This window comes from Acidisoma sibiricum, from assembly GCF_057837225.1.
Genome location: NZ_CM174445.1, coordinates 2,444,691 through 2,466,397 on the forward strand (window position 1 = coordinate 2,444,691; position 21,707 = coordinate 2,466,397).

General features: G+C 62.6%; 20 protein-coding genes and 2 tRNA genes. 10 read left to right on the top strand and 12 right to left on the bottom strand.

Going from position 1 to position 21,707, the window contains the following annotated elements:
- Positions 1-9 precede the first annotated feature (9 nt).
- The 3 genes from AC3G7M_RS11585 to AC3G7M_RS11595 all read left to right on the top strand — a co-directional run bounded on the left by AC3G7M_RS11585 (position 10) and on the right by AC3G7M_RS11595 (position 1,466).
- Positions 10-306, top strand: coding sequence for a hypothetical protein (locus AC3G7M_RS11585; RefSeq protein ID WP_489212093.1), 297 nt, complete (start codon positions 10-12; stop codon positions 304-306).
- A 194-nt stretch (positions 307-500) separates the two neighbouring features.
- Positions 501-1,112 carry a chemotaxis protein CheB gene (locus AC3G7M_RS11590; RefSeq protein WP_489212095.1) on the top strand — a complete coding sequence of 204 codons (612 nt, stop codon included), beginning with the start codon at positions 501-503 and terminating at the stop codon, positions 1,110-1,112.
- A 54-nt stretch (positions 1,113-1,166) separates the two neighbouring features.
- Positions 1,167-1,466, top strand: a complete 300-nt coding sequence (locus AC3G7M_RS11595) for a molybdopterin cofactor-binding domain-containing protein (protein WP_489212097.1) — start codon at positions 1,167-1,169, stop codon at positions 1,464-1,466.
- Here AC3G7M_RS11595 and AC3G7M_RS11600 read toward each other — a convergent pair.
- The 5 genes from AC3G7M_RS11600 to AC3G7M_RS11620 all read right to left on the bottom strand — a co-directional run bounded on the left by AC3G7M_RS11600 (position 1,387) and on the right by AC3G7M_RS11620 (position 6,633).
- Entirely contained in the window at positions 1,387-3,039 is a 1,653-nt protein-coding gene (locus AC3G7M_RS11600; protein ID WP_489212099.1) for a dihydroxyacetone kinase subunit DhaK, read from the bottom strand. The two genes, AC3G7M_RS11595 and AC3G7M_RS11600, sit on opposite strands and share 80 nt — an antisense overlap.
- On the bottom strand, positions 2,948-3,385 hold the full coding sequence (locus AC3G7M_RS11605; protein WP_489212101.1) for a dihydroxyacetone kinase subunit DhaK: 438 nt from the start codon (positions 3,383-3,385) through the stop codon (positions 2,948-2,950). Before AC3G7M_RS11605 ends, AC3G7M_RS11600 begins: the two co-directional genes overlap by 92 nt.
- Positions 3,386-4,341: 956 nt before the next feature.
- Entirely contained in the window at positions 4,342-4,692 is a 351-nt protein-coding gene (locus AC3G7M_RS11610) for a hypothetical protein (protein ID WP_489212103.1), read from the bottom strand.
- Positions 4,693-5,480: 788 nt separating this feature from the next.
- Positions 5,481-5,557, bottom strand: a tRNA-Arg gene (locus AC3G7M_RS11615).
- A gap of 71 nt (positions 5,558-5,628) precedes the next feature.
- On the bottom strand, positions 5,629-6,633 hold the full coding sequence (locus AC3G7M_RS11620; protein ID WP_489212105.1) for an alpha/beta fold hydrolase: 1,005 nt from the start codon (positions 6,631-6,633) through the stop codon (positions 5,629-5,631).
- Between the two features lie 46 nt (positions 6,634-6,679).
- Between AC3G7M_RS11620 and AC3G7M_RS11625 the strand changes: the two genes are divergently transcribed.
- The 3 genes from AC3G7M_RS11625 (at position 6,680) to AC3G7M_RS11635 (ending at position 10,491) form a co-directional block, all read left to right on the top strand.
- On the top strand, positions 6,680-6,883 hold the full coding sequence (locus AC3G7M_RS11625) for a zinc-finger domain-containing protein (protein ID WP_489212107.1): 204 nt from the start codon (positions 6,680-6,682) through the stop codon (positions 6,881-6,883).
- A gap of 24 nt (positions 6,884-6,907) precedes the next feature.
- Entirely contained in the window at positions 6,908-9,712 is a 2,805-nt protein-coding gene (gene polA / locus AC3G7M_RS11630) for a DNA polymerase I (protein WP_489212109.1), read from the top strand.
- A 416-nt stretch (positions 9,713-10,128) separates the two neighbouring features.
- On the top strand, positions 10,129-10,491 hold the full coding sequence (locus tag AC3G7M_RS11635; protein WP_489212111.1) for a hypothetical protein: 363 nt from the start codon (positions 10,129-10,131) through the stop codon (positions 10,489-10,491).
- A gap of 35 nt (positions 10,492-10,526) precedes the next feature.
- Here the strand turns inward: AC3G7M_RS11635 and copM are convergent, their stop codons facing one another.
- Complete coding sequence (gene copM / locus AC3G7M_RS11640) at positions 10,527-10,913, bottom strand: CopM family metallochaperone (RefSeq protein WP_489212113.1); 387 nt, start codon at positions 10,911-10,913, stop codon at positions 10,527-10,529.
- Between the two features lie 174 nt (positions 10,914-11,087).
- Here copM and AC3G7M_RS11645 point away from each other — a divergent pair, with 174 nt between their 5' ends.
- A complete protein-coding gene (locus AC3G7M_RS11645; protein WP_489212115.1) occupies positions 11,088-11,375 on the top strand; it encodes a type II toxin-antitoxin system RelE/ParE family toxin in 288 nt (95 codons plus the stop codon).
- Positions 11,376-11,672, top strand: coding sequence for an addiction module antidote protein (locus AC3G7M_RS11650; RefSeq protein WP_489212117.1), 297 nt, complete (start codon positions 11,376-11,378; stop codon positions 11,670-11,672). It begins immediately after the preceding gene.
- A gap of 1,122 nt (positions 11,673-12,794) precedes the next feature.
- Here AC3G7M_RS11650 and AC3G7M_RS11655 read toward each other — a convergent pair.
- On the bottom strand, positions 12,795-13,571 hold the full coding sequence (locus tag AC3G7M_RS11655; RefSeq protein ID WP_489212119.1) for a toll/interleukin-1 receptor domain-containing protein: 777 nt from the start codon (positions 13,569-13,571) through the stop codon (positions 12,795-12,797).
- Positions 13,572-13,870: 299 nt separating this feature from the next.
- Positions 13,871-14,725 (bottom strand): hypothetical protein, encoded by an 855-nt coding sequence (locus tag AC3G7M_RS11660; RefSeq protein WP_489212121.1) that lies wholly within the window; start codon positions 14,723-14,725, stop codon positions 13,871-13,873.
- A 150-nt stretch (positions 14,726-14,875) separates the two neighbouring features.
- On the opposite strand from AC3G7M_RS11660, the gene AC3G7M_RS11665 reads away from it, so the two are divergent.
- Positions 14,876-15,766 (top strand): FRG domain-containing protein, encoded by an 891-nt coding sequence (locus AC3G7M_RS11665; RefSeq protein WP_489212123.1) that lies wholly within the window; start codon positions 14,876-14,878, stop codon positions 15,764-15,766.
- 41 nt (positions 15,767-15,807) lie between these two features.
- Here the strand turns inward: AC3G7M_RS11665 and AC3G7M_RS11670 are convergent, their stop codons facing one another.
- Complete coding sequence (locus AC3G7M_RS11670) at positions 15,808-16,344, bottom strand: hypothetical protein (RefSeq protein ID WP_489212124.1); 537 nt, start codon at positions 16,342-16,344, stop codon at positions 15,808-15,810.
- A gap of 260 nt (positions 16,345-16,604) precedes the next feature.
- Positions 16,605-16,679 (bottom strand) — tRNA-Thr (locus tag AC3G7M_RS11675).
- Positions 16,680-16,824: 145 nt separating this feature from the next.
- On the opposite strand from AC3G7M_RS11675, the gene AC3G7M_RS11680 reads away from it, so the two are divergent.
- On the top strand, positions 16,825-17,805 hold the full coding sequence (locus AC3G7M_RS11680) for a glutathione S-transferase family protein (RefSeq protein WP_489212125.1): 981 nt from the start codon (positions 16,825-16,827) through the stop codon (positions 17,803-17,805).
- 12 nt (positions 17,806-17,817) lie between these two features.
- Here AC3G7M_RS11680 and AC3G7M_RS11685 read toward each other — a convergent pair whose 3' ends face one another.
- Positions 17,818-19,308, bottom strand: coding sequence for a S41 family peptidase (locus AC3G7M_RS11685; protein ID WP_489212127.1), 1,491 nt, complete (start codon positions 19,306-19,308; stop codon positions 17,818-17,820).
- On the bottom strand, positions 19,305-21,701 hold the full coding sequence (rnr, locus tag AC3G7M_RS11690; protein WP_489212128.1) for a ribonuclease R: 2,397 nt from the start codon (positions 21,699-21,701) through the stop codon (positions 19,305-19,307). The genes AC3G7M_RS11685 and rnr overlap by 4 nt, the downstream gene beginning before the upstream one ends.
- Positions 21,702-21,707 lie beyond the last annotated feature (6 nt).

Sequence of the window (21,707 nt, forward strand, 5' to 3'; positions counted from 1 at the left end):
GGAGCCATCATGTTTTACGACGCCTTGAGCTGGCTAGCGATCGCCCTGCTGATCATCGGCGTGGGCGGGCTGGTGGCTTCCATCATGATGGGTATCAGCACGTCGATGTCCAAATTGGCCTTGAACGGGCTGCGCGGCGTCTTCCTCCTTTGCGGCGTGGTCGGTGCGCTGGGCATCGGCGCTCTCGTTTTGGGCATCTTCCCCGGCGGCCATTCCGAGCATGCGAGCCAAACCGGCGTCAACGCAACGGGCAAAAACGGTATCCTCACCCAGGGCGAAAAGCCGGCGAATTCGTCGGGGCAGTAGGGTGGGGTGGGGCAATAGAAGGCCAGAGATTGGCGCCCATGGGGCGCACCGTCGTTGCCAATGCTGAGCGGCTCGGTCGGTGACAGACCACATCAGGGTGCGGAGCTTCGGCGGCAGCAGTCCTACGTCGTCACCCGCGCCAGGTGGTTCCGAGCTTATATTCGCCTGCTGGACGTCTGCCGAAGGGATGGGTCATGACCACGCGCCGCCGCGAAAAGAGCTTCCCTGTCGTCTGCGTCGGTGGGTCGGCGGGCGGCCTCGATGCCTACACCCGATTACTACGACACTTGCCGAGCGATATGGGCGTTGCGATCGTCATCGTGAACCACCTGAGATTTGTCGCGACCCAGCTTCATGAAATTATGCCGCGGTATACTCAAATGCCGGTTGAACTGATCACGGAAGGATTGGTTCTCAAACCTGATCATGTGTTCATTATTCCGGCGCGGCGCGATTTGCACGTTCTCGATGGAGAATTCCATCTGGAACCGATTTCAAAGCCGAGGGGATGGCCGGATGTCATCACGGTGTTTCTGAAGTCCCTGGCCCAGCATTGGGACGGAAAGCTCATCGCCGTCATTGTCTCCGGCTACGACGGCGATGGCGCTGCGGCCATGTGCAGCATACAGGAGGCGGGCGGTATCACCATCGCGCAGAAGCTCGACACAGCAAAGCAGCCGGATATGCCGGAGAGCGCGATAGCGACCGGATGCATAGATTTTGTCCTTTCACCCGAGCAGATCGCTCAGAAAATAGTGTTGATAGCGCAAGCGGATGCGCGTGCGGCTTTGTCAGATCAGTGGTAGTGGCCAGATGGGCGCTGGACTGGATGCAGACGCGCGAGTGCGGCGGTGCCCGCCGTGGGTGGTGCCTTCGGCTTGAAGTTCCAGTGTTCGCCTGAAGTTTTTGCGGCCATCCTGGCCCGCACATCGGGGCGCCCCGTCCCCCTCGTCAATTCGCGGCAGGAGGAGATGCTGACTTGTCTGGCCCGCGACGCTGCTGGACCGCGCGCCCACTCTCGACGTCCCTCATATCGGGCGCGCCAGGTCAGACAATGTCCTTACCCGGCGGCCGCCGCATTCATAGACCGTGCGGCGGCCGGCTTTCCCTGGCCAGGGCCTCGACCATGCGCGCGACCAGCTCCGCGCCGGGATCGGTGACGCCGATCAGGGAGCGCGTTTCGAGATAGGCGGAGCGGCCAGCACGGGCGCGCGTCATGGCCGCGGTTGCGTCGGCCCCTGCGCGGGCCTTATCAGCGGCGCGGGCGATGCCTTCGCCGGCGCCGAGACTGTCCAGGGCGGGCTTCAAGGCATCCACCAGCGTGCGATCGCCCGGCTGCGCCCCGCCATAGCTTTGTACGGCCGCCAGTCCCTCGATCAGCGCTGCGATCCAGTCCGGCGTGACCCGATAGGTGTCCGCGGCGCGGGCGAGAAAGGTCGCGAACAGCACGCCGCTCGATCCGCCCATGGCCTCGCGCTTGATATCGCTGAGCGCTGCCAGCAGCGCGGTCCCATCGGCGAAGGGCAGCTGGGCGGAGGACTGGCGCACAGCGCGTGCCGCGGCGGCGAAGGTGGTGCCGGTATCGCCGTCGCCGACCTGCGCATCAAGCGCATTGATCTCGTCCTCGGCGTCGATGCAGGTGTGCACGAGGATGTCGATCACGCGTTCTACGGCGGGATCGGACGAGGGCGGCTGGTTCTGCGTGCGGGCGATCGCGGGGGGCGCCACCGGCGTGGCAGCTTGCACGGCGCGGAAGGGGGGCAGGGCGGGGCAGCCGGTCGATGCCAGAAGCGCGTCCTCCAAGGCGGGGGTCAATTCGGCCAGAGAGAGGGAAAACCCCGGCATGTCGAGCGCCGTCATGACACTGGCAGGGCCGGCGATATAGGCGATCTGGCTGGCCAGGTCGGAGCGCATCACGTCATGCAGCAGCACGCCGCATTCGATGCCGGGCAATCCGCCGAGATTGTTGAAAAGCAGCGCGTAGCGCGCCTTGGGCTTGATCACGCGGCGGAGCCGGGCGGCCAGGGTTTCGATGAGCGCCGCCGAGGTCGTGAAGCGGGCCAGCTCGACGCCCGGTTCCCCATGGATGCCAAGGCCGATCTCCACCTCGTCGCGGCCGATCCGATCCGATTTCTCGCGCCCCGGCAGGGTGCAGGTGTCGCGGGCGGCGCCGATGGTGAGGAGGCCGGGCAAGGCCGCTTTCACGGCGGCGACGATCTCATCCAGGCTGCCGCCGCTTTCGGAGAGGTGCCCGGCAAGCTTGTGGATGAAGACGGTGCCGGCCACGCCCCGCGGCTGGGTTGCGTCCGGGATTGCGATGTCGTCGGCAACGATCGCCATCTCGACCCTCAAACCGAGCCCCTTCGCCTTTTCTGCGGCCAGGCCGAAGTTGAGCCGATCCCCGGTATAGTTCTTGACGACCAGAAGGCATCCTGCCGGGCCGGTCACGGCGATGATTGCCGCCAGCACCGCATCGACGCTCGGCGACGCGAAGACATCGCCGCAGACCGCCGCCGTCAGCAGCGACCGGCCGACCAGTCCCGCATGGGCTGGCTCATGGCCTGATCCGCCGCCGGAGAGGATAGCGACCTTGGATTTGTCCCAGTCACCGCGCAGTACCACCCGCGCGCGCGACGCCGGATCAAATCGCAGCAGACTGCCGCCGCTGGCGGCGACCAGCCCATCCAGCGCGTCCGAGACGATGTCGTCCCGCTGATTGTAGAAACTGCGCATGACACGGCCCTTCCATTTGTCGGTCAGGTTGTTGGGTCAATAGACGGGATCGTGGGCCCGAAACACCGGAAGGCCGGCGTATTTCCGCCGCCATTTCCAAATTCATGATGTCGCCGGGGTCATGTTTGACGATGCCGGGAACGCCCGCGCGATTATCCACCATCGCGGCCGCGGCCAGAATCTGGTCCGGCGTGGGCGAGGTCAAGATGCGGCCGGCGCAGGCCGCATCCAGCATACCGTGGCCGACATCGCCTATGTGCATCGGCTCGTGGCCCGCCCCGCCGCCCGCGACGAGCAAGACCGGATATTGCGATACGCCTTCATCGACGATTACCAGGATGCGCAAGGGGTCGAGACGATCTGCCGCGTTCTGCTGAAGAGACTTTGCGAGTCTCTAGCATAAACAAGGTCTGGCGACAGTTGCATCGAAAAGGTGCCGTGTTTGTCCGCACCATAACAGCCAGGCTCATGAAGCCGATGGGCATTGACGGGGTGATCCGCGGCACGCCGGTGAAGACGCTGGAACCCCAGTGGAACTCCGTCCTTCGCGGGTATGCGCCGCGGATCGCCTTATGTGCTTTAAAACGCTGGCGGACCCGACGCGATTCGAACGCGTGACCTTTGCCTTCGGAGGGCAAAAGTGTGGGTCTGATGGGGTTTGATGGCCTTTGCCTGAACCTGATACCCGTCTGAAAACATGAGGGGGCGTAGAAGTGAGCCGCAAGGCGCGAGGCGGAGATACGCTCAGGCCACGGTGAAAGGCATCCGAGCCCCGATGCACTGGCACGCTCCTCGATCCAGAGGCAGGCCCCAAGGGGGGGGCGCCAGCGCGGGCCGACCGAGGGATGGGACGCTCAGTCGGTGCTCGATGACCTTGACGGAGACTTTGACCCGCAAGGCTTCAGCGACTTCGTGAGGGGCCTCATCTTTGGACCGCCGAAGGGCAGCTAGGCCTAGGGCGTCGCAATGCTCGGCCGCATGCAGGTGGACGCATGGGGAGACCACCGCGCTGCTCTCCGCTAAAGCATGGAACGTGTGGATACAAGGGCAATCTATCCAGGCTTTCCGCCTCTCAGAAACTGACCAAACATCTGAGAGGTTTCCAAAAATTCGGGGCGGAAAGCCGGCTGGGTCAGTTCTGGTCTAGCCGACACAAAGTGGTCTGCGCCGTGTTGGGCCCGGGCTGCTGCACTGCAACGCAGACCGTCCGGTGGAAGGCATCTGAGATAGACGAGTGGATCAATAGCCGAGCCCGCTCATCAGGCAGACCGGCTGTCTGACACCGCTTAGCCGGCGGCATGATCAATGAAATGAGATGTGTTGAGCTACCAATATTAAAACTTGAGCGCCGAGAAGTACTGCGCCCAGCCCTGCGCCAATTCCCATAAGCCATGCCACACGGTGACTGACTTTACTGAGCTGTTCGCCCTGTTTCGATACCAGCTCAGGTAGCGTCGACAATGGTGACGTCTGCTGCCTGATTAGTTCAAGCTTACCACTTTGATCTTTTACGAGATCAGGAAGCGTTGCCAAAAGAGAAAGCTGATGTCTGATCTGCTCGAGCTTGTCACCCTGGTCTTTCACATCCGAGATCAGCCGCTCGACCCTGACCCCAAGCTCCGCCGTTCTTTCGATGATATGCCGACCGTCCATAGTCCGGAATAGTTCATGGACGTTCCCGGAAGCCCCAACGTTAGGGTCCGGGGACGGTACGTTATCGTCTGATGACCGGCCACCAGCCATCAAGGCTACTCCGGCGCCTGAGCGTCAGCGTCGTCAGATTCCTTCGATTGGACGTTCAACCAGGTCCACATGTCCTTCGAATGCCATCCGCTATAATTTGATACAGAGAGAACGACCGCTCGTCCTAATTTTCCGTCCGGCAAGCCCAATTTAATTGAAACTTGCTTCGCGGTGAGGCGCCCTGTCGATATAAAATACTGTCCCGAGGCAATTTTGTACCAACGGTCAGGGAACGCAGCAGCCAAACTTGGCTCGATGCCTTCGTTCGGTAGATCACAGAGTAACGCGAATATTGACATGGGGGTAGAGTTGGCTCTCTCTGCCTTGAAGGTCAAGTTGGATCAGCGATCATAACAGGGTCGCGGCTATTTTCTGCGATGGCAACATCGTGAATTTTGTTTACCTCCGGTCGCCTTGGCAAATCCCTAAGGGCCGCCGCCGGCGTCGCACCCGTCATCGGAAGGTCGGCCCAGAGCTGAGCCAACTGCCGCCTGCGGTTTCGATGCTAGGCTTTATTATAGGCGCTCTCCACCCGATCGAGCCCGGCCGCACAGCAGGCGATCCAGTCAGTGCGGCACGAAATTCTGCTCCCGGCTGTGCCGGGCAACCGCCAGCCCGATTTACGCCAAGCTGTTACCCCGGCGTTACCCGGCGTCTTCGGCGCCTATTGGAATTTTCAGCTAAGACTATGATTTCATTGGCGGACCCGACGCGATTCGAACGCGTGACCTTTGCCTTCGGAGGGCAACGCTCTATCCAGCTGAGCTACGGGTCCGTGCCATACGGCGCGTGCCACTCCATTAGCCGGATCGGGCGGCCGTGAAAAGGGGGCAGGCAGCACAGCGGTCAGGCGCCGGGCTGGTGCCCGATCCAGTCCCGCGCCCGCGCTTCGGCCCCCGACGGCAGAGGGCCATGGGGGTTCAGCAGCCAATGGGCAATATCGGCCGTGACCATGGCCCCCTCATGGTCCCGTTCCAGCAGGTGATAGCCGGCGGGGTAGAAGGCGAAGGTCAGCTGTGTATCGCCGCTCGCCGCGGCGGCGCGCCAGGCCGCCGCCATGGCGGGTTTCGGCACCAGTTCGTCATGCCCGCCATAGAGGAACAGCGCCGGCGCGCGGAGATGCCCAGCCCCCGCCAATGCCTGATCCATCAGATCGACCAGGCCCTTGACGGTCGAGACGCGGGTTTCGGTCACCGTCAGCGGATCGCGTGACAGGCGTTCCCAGGCCGCGTCATTATCCGTGGGCTTAACGCCCGCACCACGGCCGGTCAGGCGCACATCGGGCACCGTGCGATTGGCCAGAAACAGCACCGAGCGGTACAGAATATTCATCTGGCTGCGGCCCCAGACGGCCGGGGCGCTGAAAACATAGCCCGCGACCGGCGGCGGGTCAGGGCTGGCGGCCAGCGCCAGCAGCACCGCGCCGCCCATGCTCTCGCCCATCAGATAGAGTTTTGCGTTCGGGTAGCGCTGCCGCACGTCGCGCGCCATGGCGCGTGCATCCGCCACCATCTGCGCCGTACCCGGCCAGTAGCCGCGGCCGGGTGTGGCGCCAAAGCCGCGCTCATCGGGCGCGATGACGGCAATCCCCTGGGCGGCCAGCAGGGGCGCCGGCATCTCCCAGGCGTCGCGGCTGTCATCGATGCCGTGCAAGGCCAGCACCACCACGGCCGGGTCGCCCGCGGGCAGCCATTGCCGATAGGGCAGGCGGGCGCCGTCCGCCATGGTGAAGACGCCGTCGGTCACCACCGGGGGCTGGGGCGGCGATACGGGCGCCGCGCGCGGCGGCGTGCAGGCCGCGAGACCGAGAGCCACGGCGAGTGCCAGGGCAGGGGGGATGGTTCGACGCACCCAGCATGGCTATCATCGGCCCGTTCACCGCCCAAGGGGAAAAGAGATGAGCCAGACGATGTTGAAGCCGGTCGAGGTTGAGCCGGTGAATACCCATGTGGTGAGCTGCGAGGGCACCGGCGGCCAGCTCGGCCATCCGAAAGTCTATCTGCGCCTGCCGCAGATGCTGGGCGGCGCCGAAAAGGCGGTCTGCCCCTATTGCTCCCGCGTCTTCATCCTCAGCGGTGACGCCGTGGCCGAAGGGCATTGAGCCCGGGCCCAGGATAAACATACCATGAGCGACGATGCCGCCGCCCCGCTGCACCTGATCCTGATTGACGGATCGGGCTTCATCTTCCGCGCCTACCACGCCATTCCGCCGATGAACCGGCCGGACGGCACGCAGGTCAATGCCGTCTATGGCTTCACCAATATGCTGGCGCGGCTGCTGAAGGACCATGTCGGCACGCATTTCGCCGTCATCTTCGATGCCGGGCGGCTGACTTTCCGCAACCGGCTCTATCCCGACTACAAGGCGCACCGTCCGCCGGCGCCCGATGACCTGATCCCGCAATTCGCCCTGGTGCGTGAGGCGACCGCGGCTTTCGGCGTGCCGGGCATCGAGCTGGATGACTGGGAGGCCGATGACCTCATCGCCTCCTACGCGGCCGAAGTGCGGCGCCTCGGCGGCCGCTGCACCATCGTCTCCTCCGACAAGGACCTCATGCAGCTCATTGGCGACGGCATTGAGATGCTGGACCCGATGAAACAGAAGCCCATTGGTGCGGCCGAAGTGATGGAGAAATTCGGCGTCACGCCGGATCGCGTCATCGATGTCCAGGCGCTGATTGGCGATTCGGTCGATAACGTGCCCGGCGTGCCCGGCATCGGCCCCAAGACGGCGGCGGCGCTGATGGCGGAATACGGCTCGCTGGACGCCATTCTGGCGGCCGCGCAGGCCGATATGAAACCCTCCAAGCGGCGTGACGCCTTGGTGGAACATGCCGAAGCCGCACGGATCTCCCGCAAGCTGGTCGAGCTGTGCGACAGCGTGCCTTTGCCGCAGCCGGTCGAAGCGCTGGTCGCCCGGGATTGGGCGGCAGACAAGCTGCAGCCGTTCCTCGCCGAACAGGGCTTCCGGTCCATCGCGACCCGGCTCGGGGTAGACGCCGGCAAGACGGCCGCCCGGCCGCGGCCGGCAGAGCCCGCTGATCGCAGCGCGCCCTTCGGCGCCCCGGCGCCGCATCCTGAGCCGCAGGCAGCGCGGGCGGAGAACGAGGGGCAGGCCGCCTTCGGCCCCTATCAGACCGTCAGTACCCGCGAGGCTCTGGTCGCCTTCCTGGCGGAAGCGACGCTTGGCGGCATGATCGCCATCGGGGTTGAGACCGATGGCGTGGACGCCATCCAGGCCGCGCTGGTCGGCATCGCGCTGGCCAGCGCGCCCGGCCGCGCCGTCTATATGCCCTTCGGACAGGATCTGCTTGCCGGCGCCCAGCTGGACCCGGAGGAGGCGATCGCGGCGCTTGCTCCGGTTCTGGCCGATCCCGGCGTGCTCAAGATCTTCCACAATGCCAAATTCGATCTGGCGGTGCTGGAGCGTGCGGGCATTCCAGCCGGCACTGCGCCGCTCGATGACACGATGCTTATCTCCTACGCCCAGGATGCCGGGCGCCACGGCCACTCGGTCGCCGAACTCTCGGAACTTCATCTCGGCCATACGCCGATGGGGCTGGAGGCCGCGACCGGCACCGGCCGCGGCCGCGTCACCTTCGCCGCCGTACCGCTGGAACGCGCCACCGCCTATGCGGCCGAGGATGCCGATCTCACGCTCCGGCTTTGGCATAAGCTGCGCCCCGGCCTGCGGGAGACGAAGTCGCTCGCGATGTATGAGCTGATGGAGCGGCGGCTGGTGCCCGTGCTGCTAGCCATGGAACAGGCGGGGGTCTCGGTCGATGCGGCCGAGCTGCGCCGGCTCTCGGCTGATTTCTCCGAGCGGATGGCGGCGCAGGAGCTGGAAATTCATCGGCTGGCCGGACGCAACTTCAACCTTGGCAGTCCCAAGCAGCTGGGCGAAATCCTGTTCGACGAAATGGGTCTGCCGGGCGGCAAGCGCAGCAAGACCGGCGCCTGGGGGACGGATGCTTCGGTGCTGCAGGATCTGGCCGAGCAGGGGCACGAATTGCCTGAGCGGCTGCTGCAGTGGCGCCAGCTCGCCAAGCTGAAATCGACCTATACCGATGCGCTCGTCGAGGAGATCAATCCGCTGACCAGGCGGGTGCATACGCGCTTCGCCATGGCCGCGACGACGACGGGGCGGCTGTCATCGACCGAGCCCAATCTGCAGAACATTCCCATCCGCACCGAGGAAGGCGGGCGCATCCGCCGCGCCTTCGTGGCCGAGCCCGGGCATCTGCTGGTCAGCGCCGATTATTCGCAGATCGAGCTGCGGCTGCTCGCCCATGTCGCCGATCTGCCCGTGCTGCGCGAGAGTTTTCGCAATGGTGAGGATATTCACGCCCGCACCGCGTCCGAGGTCTTCGGCGTGCCGATGGCGGGGATGGACAGCCTCACGCGCCGCCGCGCCAAGGCGATCAATTTCGGCATCATCTACGGCATCAGCGCCTTTGGTCTCGCGCGTCAGCTGCAGATCGAGCCGGGCCAGGCCAAGCGCTACATCGACGCCTATTTCGAGCGCTATCCCGGCATCCGCGATTACATGGAACAGACCAAGCAGGAGGCGCGGGCGAACGGCTTCGTGCTGACGCCCTTCGGCCGGCGCTGCTGGATTCCCGGCATCGCCGACAAGAACGGCGCCCGCCGCGCCTATGCCGAGCGTCAGGCCATCAATGCGCCGCTGCAAGGCGGCGGCGCGGATATCATCAAGCGGGCCATGGTGCGCCTGCCGGCCGCGCTGCGCGACGCCGGCCTGTCGGCGCGGATGCTGCTGCAGGTGCATGACGAATTGATGTTCGAGGCACCGGCGGCGGAGGCCGAAGCGACCGCGGCTATCGTGCGTGATGTCATGCAGCAGGCGGCCGTGCTGCGGGTGCCGCTGGTGGTCGAAACCGGAATCGGTTCGAGCTGGGCTGAGGCGCATTAGGCGCCCGACCCGGCGTGCCACCGAGAGGGCGGCACGGCGATAAATTCACCGGGAATTGTATTAATAAAGGTGAAACATAGACCCAAATAGGGCTTGCGTTGCGCGTTATGGCTGCAATCACTAAATCGTGATTGTGCTCCGGCGTCCTGGCTGCATAAATGACTTTCCGTTCAACATGCAACAGGGTGGCCTCCATGCTTTCTGCTGCCATTGCCAATTGTGTGTGGTGTGAGACCGAGGTCAAAGCCAGCGTCAGGATGTGCCCTGAATGCGGTTTGGAGAACCCGGTCCTGAAGGCGGAAGCCCCGGCCGTAGCAACGGGTGGCGGCCGTAAACGGCGGGGCCGCCGGTTTTTGCTGGCCTTTGTCGCAGTTCCTTTGATGTTGTCCGCGGCCTATGCGGCACAAGTGCAGGGTGTGACCAGCAGCCTCGCAGTGCCGTTTCTGGCGGCTGCGCCGGTAGCTGTCACCGCGCCGGCGCCGAGCCTGACCGACCCTTTGCAGCGCTCCGTCTGGAGCGATGGCGTCAAATCGGTTCGCATGGCGCTCACCGATCCGAATTTCGCGCAATTCGCCGATAGTTTCGTCAGCGTCAGCACTGGCCGCATCGTCTCCTTCTGCGGCACCCTGCCGGGCACCGCCGCCTATGGCGATGGCATGGGCGGCGAGCGCTTCATCTCCATCTTCGGGCAGCGGCAGTCCACTGTGCTGGAAAATGGCGACGGGTCGTTTGACGTGCTCTGGAACCGCGTCTGCGCGAGGCCGACCCAGCAGGCCTGATCCTGATCTGATCCTGGCCGCGCGCCCCGTCCCGATCAGGGGACGGGGTGGCTTTTTTGCCAGTCCTGCATGGCCGCAATCTCCTCATCCTGCGCCGCGATGATGCTTCGCGCGAGCTTGCGCAGGAACGGGTCGTACCCGTAGCGCAGCTCCACCTCCGCCATGGCAACAGCGCCCTGGTGATGCGGGATCATCATGGCGACGAAATCCTGGTCGGCATCGCCGTTCATGCGCGCAGTCGCCATGCCGTGGTTCATCGCCGCCATGCCGGCGGCCATAGCCTGATCGGCAGGGCTTTTGTCCGGTGCGGCCATCCCGGGCATCGTGGCCATCGCGCTGCCGCTGGATTGGGCCAAAGCCGGTGGTGCCGCAGCCCCGACGGCGAGCAAGGACAGAGTCAGAAAATCCGATACGCGCATCATCACCATTGCCTCAGTCACTGGAACCAGGCCGCCGTCCTAAACCTTCCCATAGTGGCAAGGTCAATGGGATAGGGGGCGAGGATCGCTGGGCAGGGGACGAATAGATCGCCGCCTGACATGCCCCGTTCGTCAGATATAATTGACATAATTGGAGCCGTCCGATATAACTGACACATGATCGAAGTCCGCCGTACTGCGGCTTTCTCCGAGTGGTTGAAGGCCCTGCGGGACAATGTCGGAAAGGCCAGGATCGTCACGCGCATTGAGCGCATGCAGGCAGGCAATTTCGGCGACGCCAAGTTCTTCGACGGCATTGGTGAGATGCGGGTGAATGTCGGGCCGGGCTATCGGGTTTACTTCGCCAAGCGCGGGGATGTTCTGGTCATTCTGCTGTGCGGCGGCGACAAATCCAGCCAGGCCAGGGACATCAGGACGGCCATAGAGATGGCCAAGGAGATCTAGATGGCGCTTGAGACGAAGCCTTTCGACGCGGCCGAATATCTCGACAATGACGAGGTTGTCACCGCCTATCTCGAAGAGGCGTTCGCGGGGGGCGATCCCGCCGAGATCGCGTCTGCGCTTGGCACCGTCGCCCGCGCCCGCAATATGACCGCGATCGCAAAGGAGACGGGCCTGACACGGGAGACGCTGTATCGCGCGTTCTCGCCGGAGGGCAATCCGACGCTATCCACGCTCACCGCCGTAACCAAGGCGCTCGGGTTTAGCCTGTCGATCAAGCCGGCGCCGACGGGCGAGTAACGGCCAGCGAGCACCGCCTGAGAGGCTGATGCTGAGGCGCCTATTTTCCGTCTGTCACTATATGAAGGGCCCCAGGCGTGCTTTTGCCGTCGGTCACAACAAAGTCGAACGAGCCGGCAGTCAGCGGTTGCGTCGTGCTGATTTTGTAGGATGTCTTGGCCGAGCTGGTATCTGGAACAACCGAGATGGCGTTCTTGTCAGGGCCCGGATTTTCAATCGCCAGGCTGTAATTGTAGGGTGGAACCCCACCTGACACCGCCACAGTAATCGGGTTTTGCCTATCTAGTGCTCCCGCAAAAGAGGCGGTGAGTTGAATTGCCGTTATTGTTGAATTGGTTGCAGGCGCATTCGTTGTCGATGTTTCTGATAGAGGGCAGCTCAACGAGCGGCAAAGGCTAGCGAACATGCCGTGAGCAATCCAAGGGGGCGTCGATGGTATCGGCGCAGGTGTCACCTTAGCGCTTACCAGCTATTCTGAGTCTTTTGCTTGAAGTGCAAAGCCAGGCATCGCGCAGATGCAGGGCGACCAAGCGGTTTGGTAGAGGTAAAGCAAAATTCGATAGTTTTTAAAACTGAGTGTCGGATATGTTGCGAGTTCCGAATATTAATCCGTCAAAGTAAATTCGGTCGCCGAAGCGAAGGGAAATTTCGGCTCGGCGAATGCATCCTATATCTTGCTAATGGTGTGAACCGCTAGCGTTACAAGAAAATCCACGATAGCACCAACAAAATTACCAAAATCGGGCTGTAAAATCCGAGCAAAGTCTCAGATAAAATGGTCTTCTTTAACGTATTTTCAGACTTTGAAAAACCTGAAGCGTCTAGCGAAAACGGAGGTATCTCCGGAGAATCGTTTGCGACCTCCTTATATAACTTTCGATACAGGCGCTCTTCTTTAAGAAAATAGGCGTCCAATATCCAAAATGCGAACAACGGGAGGTACGCAACCAAAAAAAATGACGGTTTGAGTCTTTTGCTGACAATGCAAAGATTGCTGAAATCAGAGTAACGGCCCAGCCTTTCATTAAAAACGAGTTTCCGCTCATCCGTGAAATGACGGATTGAATGAATCCCAAATGAGAAATTTTTTGGTCTAAATCTGCCATCTTCCCCTCCATTGTTCTATAGACTGACATTCTTCAACTCGTATAGGCAATCTAGCGCCGAGCCAGCGCTTTTTCCTTTCCCTTTAGCAACCCATGACCGCCAATCTGTTGTACTAAGCGATATCAAATTGCTCAAATCTACATCGTAATTGAAATTAATTGCCTCTTCTAGTGCGCCTTTCACCATGCGCTTGAGCCCCCTTTCAGGAGGCCTCTCACGAAGCAGACGCGTCATTGCAAGTTCGCCGTAAATCCACGGAGATGGAGTGGAGTCGGATGGAGCTTTACCGACAACCTTCTCGGTTGATATCGAGCGGGGTGTATTCAAAAATATCACGCATTCCGTTCTATCCATCATTTGCGAAAGCGCGATTGACAGCATCATATGAACATGGGCAGTGGAACGATTCCGAAGATCGTAGCTATAGGTAGATGAATCTTTATTTTGGCAAAAAGCATTGTCGATTTGCTTTAGAAGAACGTCACTATAGCCCCATACTGATGAGTCGATAAACGATGTGATCCCAAAATACTTCTGTAGGGCTCCGGAAAGCTGGAGGGCAGTATATTCGTCTGCGTGGGAATGAGAGATGAAGACTTCTGCTTTAATTTGGGGAAACCAGTGATCCTTTAGGTCGGTGGCATTAACTGTTCCCCTTCGGTCAGTAAATTGCGCAATCGCGCCCTGTACATAGCCATCATGATCAATCTTTTGTTCATGGGCAGCTGCAGCCCAAGCTTGAGTTGTCAGATCGTCTTCGAACGAAAAACGCACATCGAACCCACGATACATTGCGATCCCCCATACACGGCAAGACTCGATGGAACACAACCGCTCCACATCCCAGTCTGCTCCGCAAAGCTCATACTATCTTATAAATATTCGAGATCAACTATGCCTCAGGATTGCAGAGGGCCCGCTATTGTTGGCGTTGCCGCTGATTTTCTGATCGCTGATTATTCAATTGTAAACCGGGCGCTAGCCATTGCCTAGTCCCGGTTAAAGAGGCAGCGCATCCTAACTGGACGGTGTGTATTTTGATCGGAAACCGGACGGTCTCCGGTTCGCCTCATCGGATTGCCCGAGCACCGTTAGCGAATGTCGTTTTGCTCCCAGAGTTCTTTGTCAATTATGCCGTCCGAACGTATGTATTTGATTGGTCGCGCCTTGATGACTTCAAAGCCTTGTATAGCTTGCGAAGCATCAAGAGATGGATTGGGACCTTGGATAATGACACCGCCTGGCATCCACGATCGCAGGGTGGAAGTCTGGACGATAGTAATAAGCGGGCCCCCACTGATGCCCCCGAAGTCGTAGTTTTCCGGGAACATGCCTTTGCCGACCACATCCGTCAGGTGCTCACGTTCAATCTGCACGGAGATGGATAAGTCGTTCACGCTAGTTGCGAGGCCGCCTGCCGTAACGCATCCGAAGCTGATTACTTTGGGTGCCACTACCTCTCTCCCATTGCCCGGAAACCCGCAGTAAGTGACTCCCCGGTCTAACTGGGGCAAGGGGGGCGGCCACACTTTCTGACAACCGGTTAGGACCGTTCGTCCGATCTGTGCGACTTCGGCTCTGGTAAACCTAAGGGTCGCTATGTCGATGTCATGGTGCGCATCGATGATACGGTCGCCAAGGTGAATAACTAAGCTGCTTCCATTGTAGTTGCCTATCATACATTGGACGAACGTTGGCAATCTCGTGTCGGCGAGGCACTCCTCGACGACGTGAGACGCCGTGACGCCGAACATGCGCTCGCCAGTGTCAAGAAAGAACACAGAACCGTTTTTCATCCGGTCGATGCCATCGTTTCGAAGCACCCAGAAAAGAGGGGCAGTTATCGAGGCGGCAACTTCGACCTCGGCTTTACCCAGGCCTCCTGCGATCAATGCAAGCGCTTCCCGCATCATGGCGGGGTCAGGCTCGGCATCCAGCGGAATCATGCTGCTACACCTTAATGGGCTGAGCGTCCGGTAAAGCGGACACCGACTTGCATCATTGCCAGATAGTCAGGAAATGACATAAGAGGCGCTCCTGCATCGTGTGTCCATCCTAGTAAATACAATCCGATTGAGGTGAGGATGCCGGAGGCATTGGGCGAGCGGACTATCGTGGAGCGTGCGGCTGCCACCGCCGAGGAGTTTTGGGATATTCTTTCTCCTCGGTGCTCTTTGTTCGCGCCCGCGCATCAAGTCATCTTCCGAGGTCAGGCAGTTGCGTCATGGAGCCTCACGCCATCCATCTTGCGCCCACCGGAAACCAAACGGGGAGTTTTGGAAGCCGGGGGTTTTGTGGCGTCAGATATGCAGGTGTTCAAAGAGTGGTTTTATCTAAAAAGATTCGTTGATCATTGCGACTCAATTGGTCTTTCGCTCCCCAACGATACCCCTGAATTTCGCGATGCTTTTCTCAATCAGAACGCTCCCTCGGGGCCTGGGCAGGCATTTGTCTACACTGACCGTTGGCCAGACGCGCGATTTTTTGAGTTGCTTGCACTAGCCCAACATCACGGTCTCCCCACGCGGCTGCTCGACTGGTCACGACGATCCTACGTTGCCGCATATTTCGCGATTTCGGGGGCGTTGAGTCGAAAAGGCATCCAGCGGAACGATGAACGTCTCGCGGTGTGGGCACTCGATCTCACCGCTGCCACACATTGGAGAAAGATGATCACAGTCAGCGTTCCGGGCGGGAACAGCGCTAACCTCGCCGCACAGGGCGGATTATTCACCTTGCTAAGGCAAGATGGTGGGAGAGGAGCGCCGTTCACGGGTGAGGCTTCTGTAGACGGCTATTTCATCAACGAAAATGCACCCCTCCCGATTCCCCTGATGAAGGTTACCTTGCCCGTCTCACAGGCGCCCCAAGCTCTATATCTTTGCGGCCTCTATGGTCTTACAGGCGCGTCAGTGTTTCCAGATTTCTATGGGGCTGCAAGGGCCGCGAGTGACGATATGGCGACGGCGTGGCGAGCGTCCAGCTGACTCGTCGAAGGCCACGACGGAGGGTTGTACGTGCCTGATATTCAATCTTCCGCGCGGCGCGCAGCAAACCACTTCTGATACTGGGTGCGGGCGGTATAGAAGGCGACCCCTGTGGCCACGGCGCCCGCGACGGCGTCCTTGCGGCGGAGATCGGGGTTTGCCGTGAAGAAGTCCCAGCAGTGCTTGACGGCACCCTCCACCTGGGACTTGTGGCGAGAGGCTAGCGCCTTCCCGACGTCTTCGCCGCTCATGTCCGTTACGGCAAGCGCCTTTTCGGCCTCGCAGGGCGCGGGCGGAATCGGATGCACCACGGGAAGCACCTCTTCCTGCACCAGCACGAGTTCGTCCTCGACCGGGGCGTCCAGCTGATGCTCGGGGGCGGATAGGTCGGTGGGCATGTCGGCCTCTTCCAACTCGGCTACCATGGCTTCGATCTCGCCTGTGGTAGCGACCCGGTCGGCGTCGAAGCCCCACTTGCCGCCTATCTGCTCAAGGTAAGGGGCGGCATCGTGACGTGGGAAATGGCGCTCGAAGCCGCGTGAGGCAGTCGCTTTTGAGCTATAGGATGTGAATGTCATGGCGTCCTCCTGATGACATTCCATTGTCCCAACCCGCGTCTCGCATGGCACCGGAAAGGCGCCGCCTGTCGCCCGGGACGATCATGCGGGGGCAGGCGCGACAATTCGGGATGCTGCGTATGAGCGCCCGTCAGCAGGCGCTTCTGGCGCATCGCGGGACATCCCGCGCCGTTCGCCTCGCCATCCTGCAAATATCCCGTTGGGGCAATTTGCGACGCGCCTATGGCTATGTCGGAAGGAGGCGTAACTCATTGAAAAAATGGTGCCGGCAGTGGGAATTGAACCTACGACCTACTGATTACGAATCAGTTGCTCTACCCCTGAGCTATGCCGGCGTCGGGGGTGATCTATCGCTATCCGGCGCCGGGCGCAACACCCTAGTTTGATAGGCCAGGGCGGCCGCAGCGCTTGCCTCCCGCGCGGTCCGGGCCCATGGCTGAGGCCGCGGCTCAGGTGGCGATCACGGATAGGAACAGGGTCATGGGCTTTGCCGACAACGGCGTCTGGAACACCGGCTGGTACGATACCAAATCCCATGGCGGGCGCTTCCAGCGCAGCGCCGCCCAGTTCCGCCACTGGATCACGCCGGACGGCCGTCCGGGACCGAGCGGCGAGGGCGGCTTCGCCGCCGAGGAGGGCCGCTACCATCTCTATGTCTCGCTCGCCTGCCCCTGGGCGCACCGCACCCTCATCTTCCGCGCCCTCAAGGGCCTGGACCATGTCCTGCCGGTCTCCATCGTCAATTGGGTGATGCGCGAGCGCGGCTGGACCTTCGACGCGGGCCCCGGCGTGGTGCCGGACCCGCACGATGCCGCCACCCTGTTCGATATCTATCTGCGCGCGGATGCCCGGTATTCCGGCCGCGTCACCGTGCCCGTGCTGTGGGACAAGCAGCGCGGCACCATCGTGAATAACGAGAGTGCGGAGATCATCCGCATGTTCAATACCGCCTTCGATGGCACGGGCGCGCGCGCCGGGGACTATTATCCGCAGGCGCTGCGGACAGAGATCGACGCGCTCAACGCCCGCATCTACGACACCGTCAATAACGGCGTCTACAAGGCCGGCTTCGCCACCAGCCAGGACGCCTATGAGGAGGCGGTCTATCCGCTGTTTGAGACGCTCGACTGGCTGGAGGAGCGTCTATCGACGCGCGCTTTCCTCTGCGGCGATCACGTCACTGAAGCCGATTGGCGGCTGTTTACCACGCTGCTGCGCTTTGACCCGGTCTATGTCACCCATTTCAAATGCAATCTGCGCCGGATCGTCGATTACCCGAACCTGTGGGACTATACGCGCGCTTTGTTCCAGACGCCGGGCGTCGCCGAGACAGTCAATTTCCAGCATATCAAGGGCCATTACTTTCAAAGCCATGACATGATCAATCCGACCGGGATCGTGCCGGTGGGGCCCTTGCTGGACTTCACCGAGCCATCCCGGCGGCGTGTCGTGCTTGGCTGACCTCCGGCGCGCTCAGCCGTGCGGGATCAGCGCGGTCTGATAGGCGGGCGGGGTCGAGAGCAGAAACTGGGCGGCCTGCAGATCGAGGGAGGAGCCCAGCGCCGCCGGGCAGGCCTCGCGCAGCTGCAGAATCTGGTCGAGCGTCATGCCAGGCCGGGCGGCGCGCTCGGCCCGCAGGGCCGCGGCCATGGGCTGTTGCCCGGCGGTCAGCGCCTGCAACTGGCTTTCGACCGCATCCGCCGATCCGCTCGTGCAGACCTGCGGCATCACGCCCAGGCCCTGCAGCGGCCAGCCGAGCGGGGCAAGCAGCCGCGCCCAGGTCACCAGCAGATGGCCCTGATCCGGCAGGTCGGTGCCGGCCTGAACCAGACCCTTGCCGAAGGTCGCACTGCCGATCACCACGGCCCGGCGGTCATCGGCCAGGGCCGCGGCCAGCACTTCCGCCGCGCTGGCGGTGCGGCCGTCGACCAGCACCGCGACCGACAGGCCGCTGCTGATATCCCCGGCGTCCGCCTGCCATTGCTGGTTCGCCTCCCGGTCGCGGCCGACGGCGCGGGCCAGGGTGCCGCTGTTGACGAGACTGTCCGCGACGCTGATGGCCTGTTCCAGCAAGCCACCGCGATTGCCGCGCAGATCGATGATGAGGCCCTGGACACCCTGATGGGCCGCCAGACCCGCGACCACCTGCTGGCGAAACGCTGCCGCGGTTCCGGTCTCAAATCCTGTGATGCGGACCAGAAGATTGGGTCCCGCGAGGCCCGAGGCGACCGTCACCGGCGGGGTCGCCACACGCGTCAGCGACAGGTCGTGCGGCTTGCCGTGCCGCTGGTCGATCCGCAAGGTGACTTCAGACCCCTCGGCCCCGCTCAGCGCCGCGTTCAGGCCATAGCTGTCCTGGTAGCGGGTGGAAACGCCGTCGATCGCGAGGATGCGGTCACCCGGCAGCAGACCGGCGGCGGCGGCGGGACCATTGGGATCGATATCCCCCACCACGGCATGATGGCGCGTCAGGATGATGGAAAAGCCGGGATCGGCCATGGCCGGCGGGCCATGGCCAGAATCGGGCGCGATATAGCGGGAATAGGGGTCGAGGTGATTGAACAACTCGTCAAAAAAGCTGGTCACGATGCCGCCCGTCCCCGCCTGGGCGACAGCCGCCGACAGGGTCGCGGCCTTGCCGCACATCACGGCCGCGAGCGTCGCCCAGGCTGCCGTGTCATCGGCCTGCGGCAGCGGCAGGCTGAGCACGACGGCACCGCGATCGTTCAGCGCCATGGCGCGCGGCGTCATCGACGGCGCGATGGACGGGTCAAGCGCGGTCAGCCCGCGCAGGCCCCACAGCGTCAGATTGGCGAGCGGAATCGGTTCCAGCGTGCGTGGACCCATGAAGGCGAAGGCGGCATCGTAGACGCTGCCGGCGAGTGCCTGGTTCCAGTTGCTCTGCGCCTCCGCCCGGAAGGGCAGCGCACAGAGCAGCACGACAAGAAAGGCGTGCCGCTTCACGTCCGCGTGGTGCGGGCTTTTTTTGCGCCGTCCCGCGGATGCTTCGATGAGGCGGCACCTTTGCCAGGCTGCGGTTTCCCCGCGGGCGCTTTGCCGGGCGAGGATTTTGCAGACGGCCGGGTGCCGGCTTGGCCACGCGCGTCAGTGCCGGGCATCATCATCTGGAACAGCAGACCGCCGGTCACGGGCTTCGCTTCCACCAGGCGAACGGAGACGATTTGCGCCAGATGGAAGACCACCCGGCTGCGCTTGCCGTTCAAGCTCTGTGTTGCTTCGTCGTGCATCCAGAAGTCATCGGGAAGGGCGCTGAGCGGAATCATTCCAGATGCGCCAGTATCCGTCAAAGTAACAAACAGGCCGAAGCGCGTCACACCGGAAATCCGCGCATCAAATATGCAGCCCAGCTTGTCAGCCATGAAGGCCGCCATGTAGCGGTCAACGGCATCGCGCTCGGCCTGCGCGGCGCGCCGTTCGGTGCCGGTAATATGCGCGCAGGTATCTTCCAACCGGGCCACGTCTTCGGCCCGCAAGCCATCCTGGCCCAGCCCCAGGCCGGTGATAAGCGCGCGATGCACGAGGAGATCGGCATAGCGGCGGATGGGGCTGGTAAAATGGGCGTATTTCGTCAGGGCCAGGCCGAAATGGCCGATATTCGCGATACTGTATTCGGCCTGGGACTGGCTGCGCAGAACCGCGTCATTGACCAGCGGCGCCTCGTCGGTGCCAAGGACGCGGCTCAGCACCTGGTCAAGATCGCGCGGGTGGATCTGGTCGCCGGCTGGCAGGCTGATGCTCATGCCATGCAGATAGGTACGAAGCCCGTCTAATTTAATCTCTGACGGTGGCGCATGAACGCGATAAACGCAGGGGCGGTGCAGCCGCTCCAATTCCTCGGCGGCCGCGATATTCGCCAGCACCATGAATTCTTCGATCAGGCGATGACTGTCGAGACGCGTGCGCTTCGCGACATTGGCGACGCGGCCTTCGGTGTCCAGCGTCACCTTCCATTCCGGCACATCCAGGTCCAGCGTGCCGCGCCGCTGCCGTTCACCCAGCAGCAGTTCGTAAGCCCCATAGAGGTGATCAAGCGGGAAGGCCGGCGTCTCCCGCCCCGTCGCATGGGCCTCATGCACGTCTTCATAGGTCATGCGCGCGGCCGAGCGCATCAGGCCGCGTCCGAAGCGGTGGGACCGCTTGCGGCCATCCGGCCCGATCCGCATTTCGGCGAACAGGCAGGCGCGATCCTCGTTCGGGCGCAGGCTGCACCAGCCGTTGGACAGCGCCTCGGGCAGCATCGGCACCACGCGATCGGGGAAATAGACCGAATTACCGCGCTCCCGCGCCGAGCGATCGAGCGCGCTGCCGGGCGTCACATAATGCGAGACATCGGCAATCGCGACGATGAGGCGGAAGCCGTCGCCGTCCGGCTCGGCATAGACCGCATCGTCGAAATCGCGCGCATCCGCCCCGTCGATGGTGATGAGCGGGATCTGCCGCAGGTCTTCCCGCCCCTCGGGGCCGACGCCGCGCGCAGCCTCGGCCTCGGCCAGAACGTCGTCCGAAAAAACTTCCGGGATATTCAGCGTCGCGATGACCAGAAGACTGACGGCCTTAGCACCGCTCGCATCCCCCAGCCGCTCCGTGATGCGCACGGGCTTGAGGCCGAGCCCGCCCATCGGCAGTGCCTCGCCGCGGACGATTTCGCCGTCCTGGGCGCCGGCATCCTCACCCGGCGGCACGGTCCATTCCGCCTTGACGCGGCGGTCGGTCGGCTCGATGCGCATCAGCGCGCCGCGGCGGCGGAAAATGCCGATGACGCGGCCGGCGCTGCCTTCGATCCGCTTGAGCGTGCGCCCTTCATATTTGCGCGCGCCTTGGGCGCTGCCGATGGGGCGGATGCGCGCCAGCACGCGATGGCCGGGGGCAAGTGCCGTCTGGCCGCGCGCTTCGGGCTCCATGAAAATTGTCGGCGGTGGCCCGTCGCCGCGCCAGTCGACGGGGCGGCCGATCGCATCGCCCTCGGTATCGATTCCGGTGATCTCAACCACGATCGCTTCCGGTAAAGGCGTATTGTGCCGCCGCGTCAGCCGCCCGATGGAGCGGGGCACCACGCTGTCCGGCCCGGGGCCGCTGGGCGAGGCGAAGCGCTTGTGGCCGGCCGGGGCGGCTTCGCCCTTATGCGCCATGTCGCGCAGCGTATCGCGGAGCGCCAGCTTATGTTCGGGTCCCAGGCCGAAGGCGCGCGCAATTTCGCGCTTGCCGACCCGGCCGGTGCTTTGGGCGATGAATTCGCGAAGCTGCTCGCGGCTCGGAAAAGGGCGGGACGGAGGGGCGTTCTCCGCCCCCGCGGTCTGGCGGGCGGCTTTGGGCTTCTTGCGCGCGGTCTTCGTCAATGTCCG

Bases quoted from the DNA above. Each gene is read 5' to 3' on its own strand.
- AC3G7M_RS11655 (WP_489212119.1), bottom strand. From the start codon at position 13,571: ATGTATCGTGGGTTCGATGTGCGTTTTTCGTTCGAAGACGATCTGACA.
- AC3G7M_RS11650 (WP_489212117.1), top strand. From the start codon at position 11,376: ATGGCGCTTGAGACGAAGCCTTTCGACGCGGCCGAATATCTCGACAAT.
- AC3G7M_RS11585 (WP_489212093.1), top strand. From the start codon at position 10: ATGTTTTACGACGCCTTGAGCTGGCTAGCGATCGCCCTGCTGATCATC.
- AC3G7M_RS11625 (WP_489212107.1), top strand. From the start codon at position 6,680: ATGAGCCAGACGATGTTGAAGCCGGTCGAGGTTGAGCCGGTGAATACC.
- AC3G7M_RS11680 (WP_489212125.1), top strand. From the start codon at position 16,825: ATGGGCTTTGCCGACAACGGCGTCTGGAACACCGGCTGGTACGATACC.
- AC3G7M_RS11590 (WP_489212095.1), top strand. From the start codon at position 501: ATGACCACGCGCCGCCGCGAAAAGAGCTTCCCTGTCGTCTGCGTCGGT.
- AC3G7M_RS11660 (WP_489212121.1), bottom strand. From the start codon at position 14,725: ATGATTCCGCTGGATGCCGAGCCTGACCCCGCCATGATGCGGGAAGCG.
- AC3G7M_RS11645 (WP_489212115.1), top strand. From the start codon at position 11,088: ATGATCGAAGTCCGCCGTACTGCGGCTTTCTCCGAGTGGTTGAAGGCC.
- AC3G7M_RS11600 (WP_489212099.1), bottom strand. From the start codon at position 3,039: ATGCGCAGTTTCTACAATCAGCGGGACGACATCGTCTCGGACGCGCTG.
- polA (WP_489212109.1), top strand. From the start codon at position 6,908: ATGAGCGACGATGCCGCCGCCCCGCTGCACCTGATCCTGATTGACGGA.
- copM (WP_489212113.1), bottom strand. From the start codon at position 10,913: ATGATGCGCGTATCGGATTTTCTGACTCTGTCCTTGCTCGCCGTCGGG.
- AC3G7M_RS11670 (WP_489212124.1), bottom strand. From the start codon at position 16,344: ATGACATTCACATCCTATAGCTCAAAAGCGACTGCCTCACGCGGCTTC.
- AC3G7M_RS11610 (WP_489212103.1), bottom strand. From the start codon at position 4,692: ATGGACGGTCGGCATATCATCGAAAGAACGGCGGAGCTTGGGGTCAGG.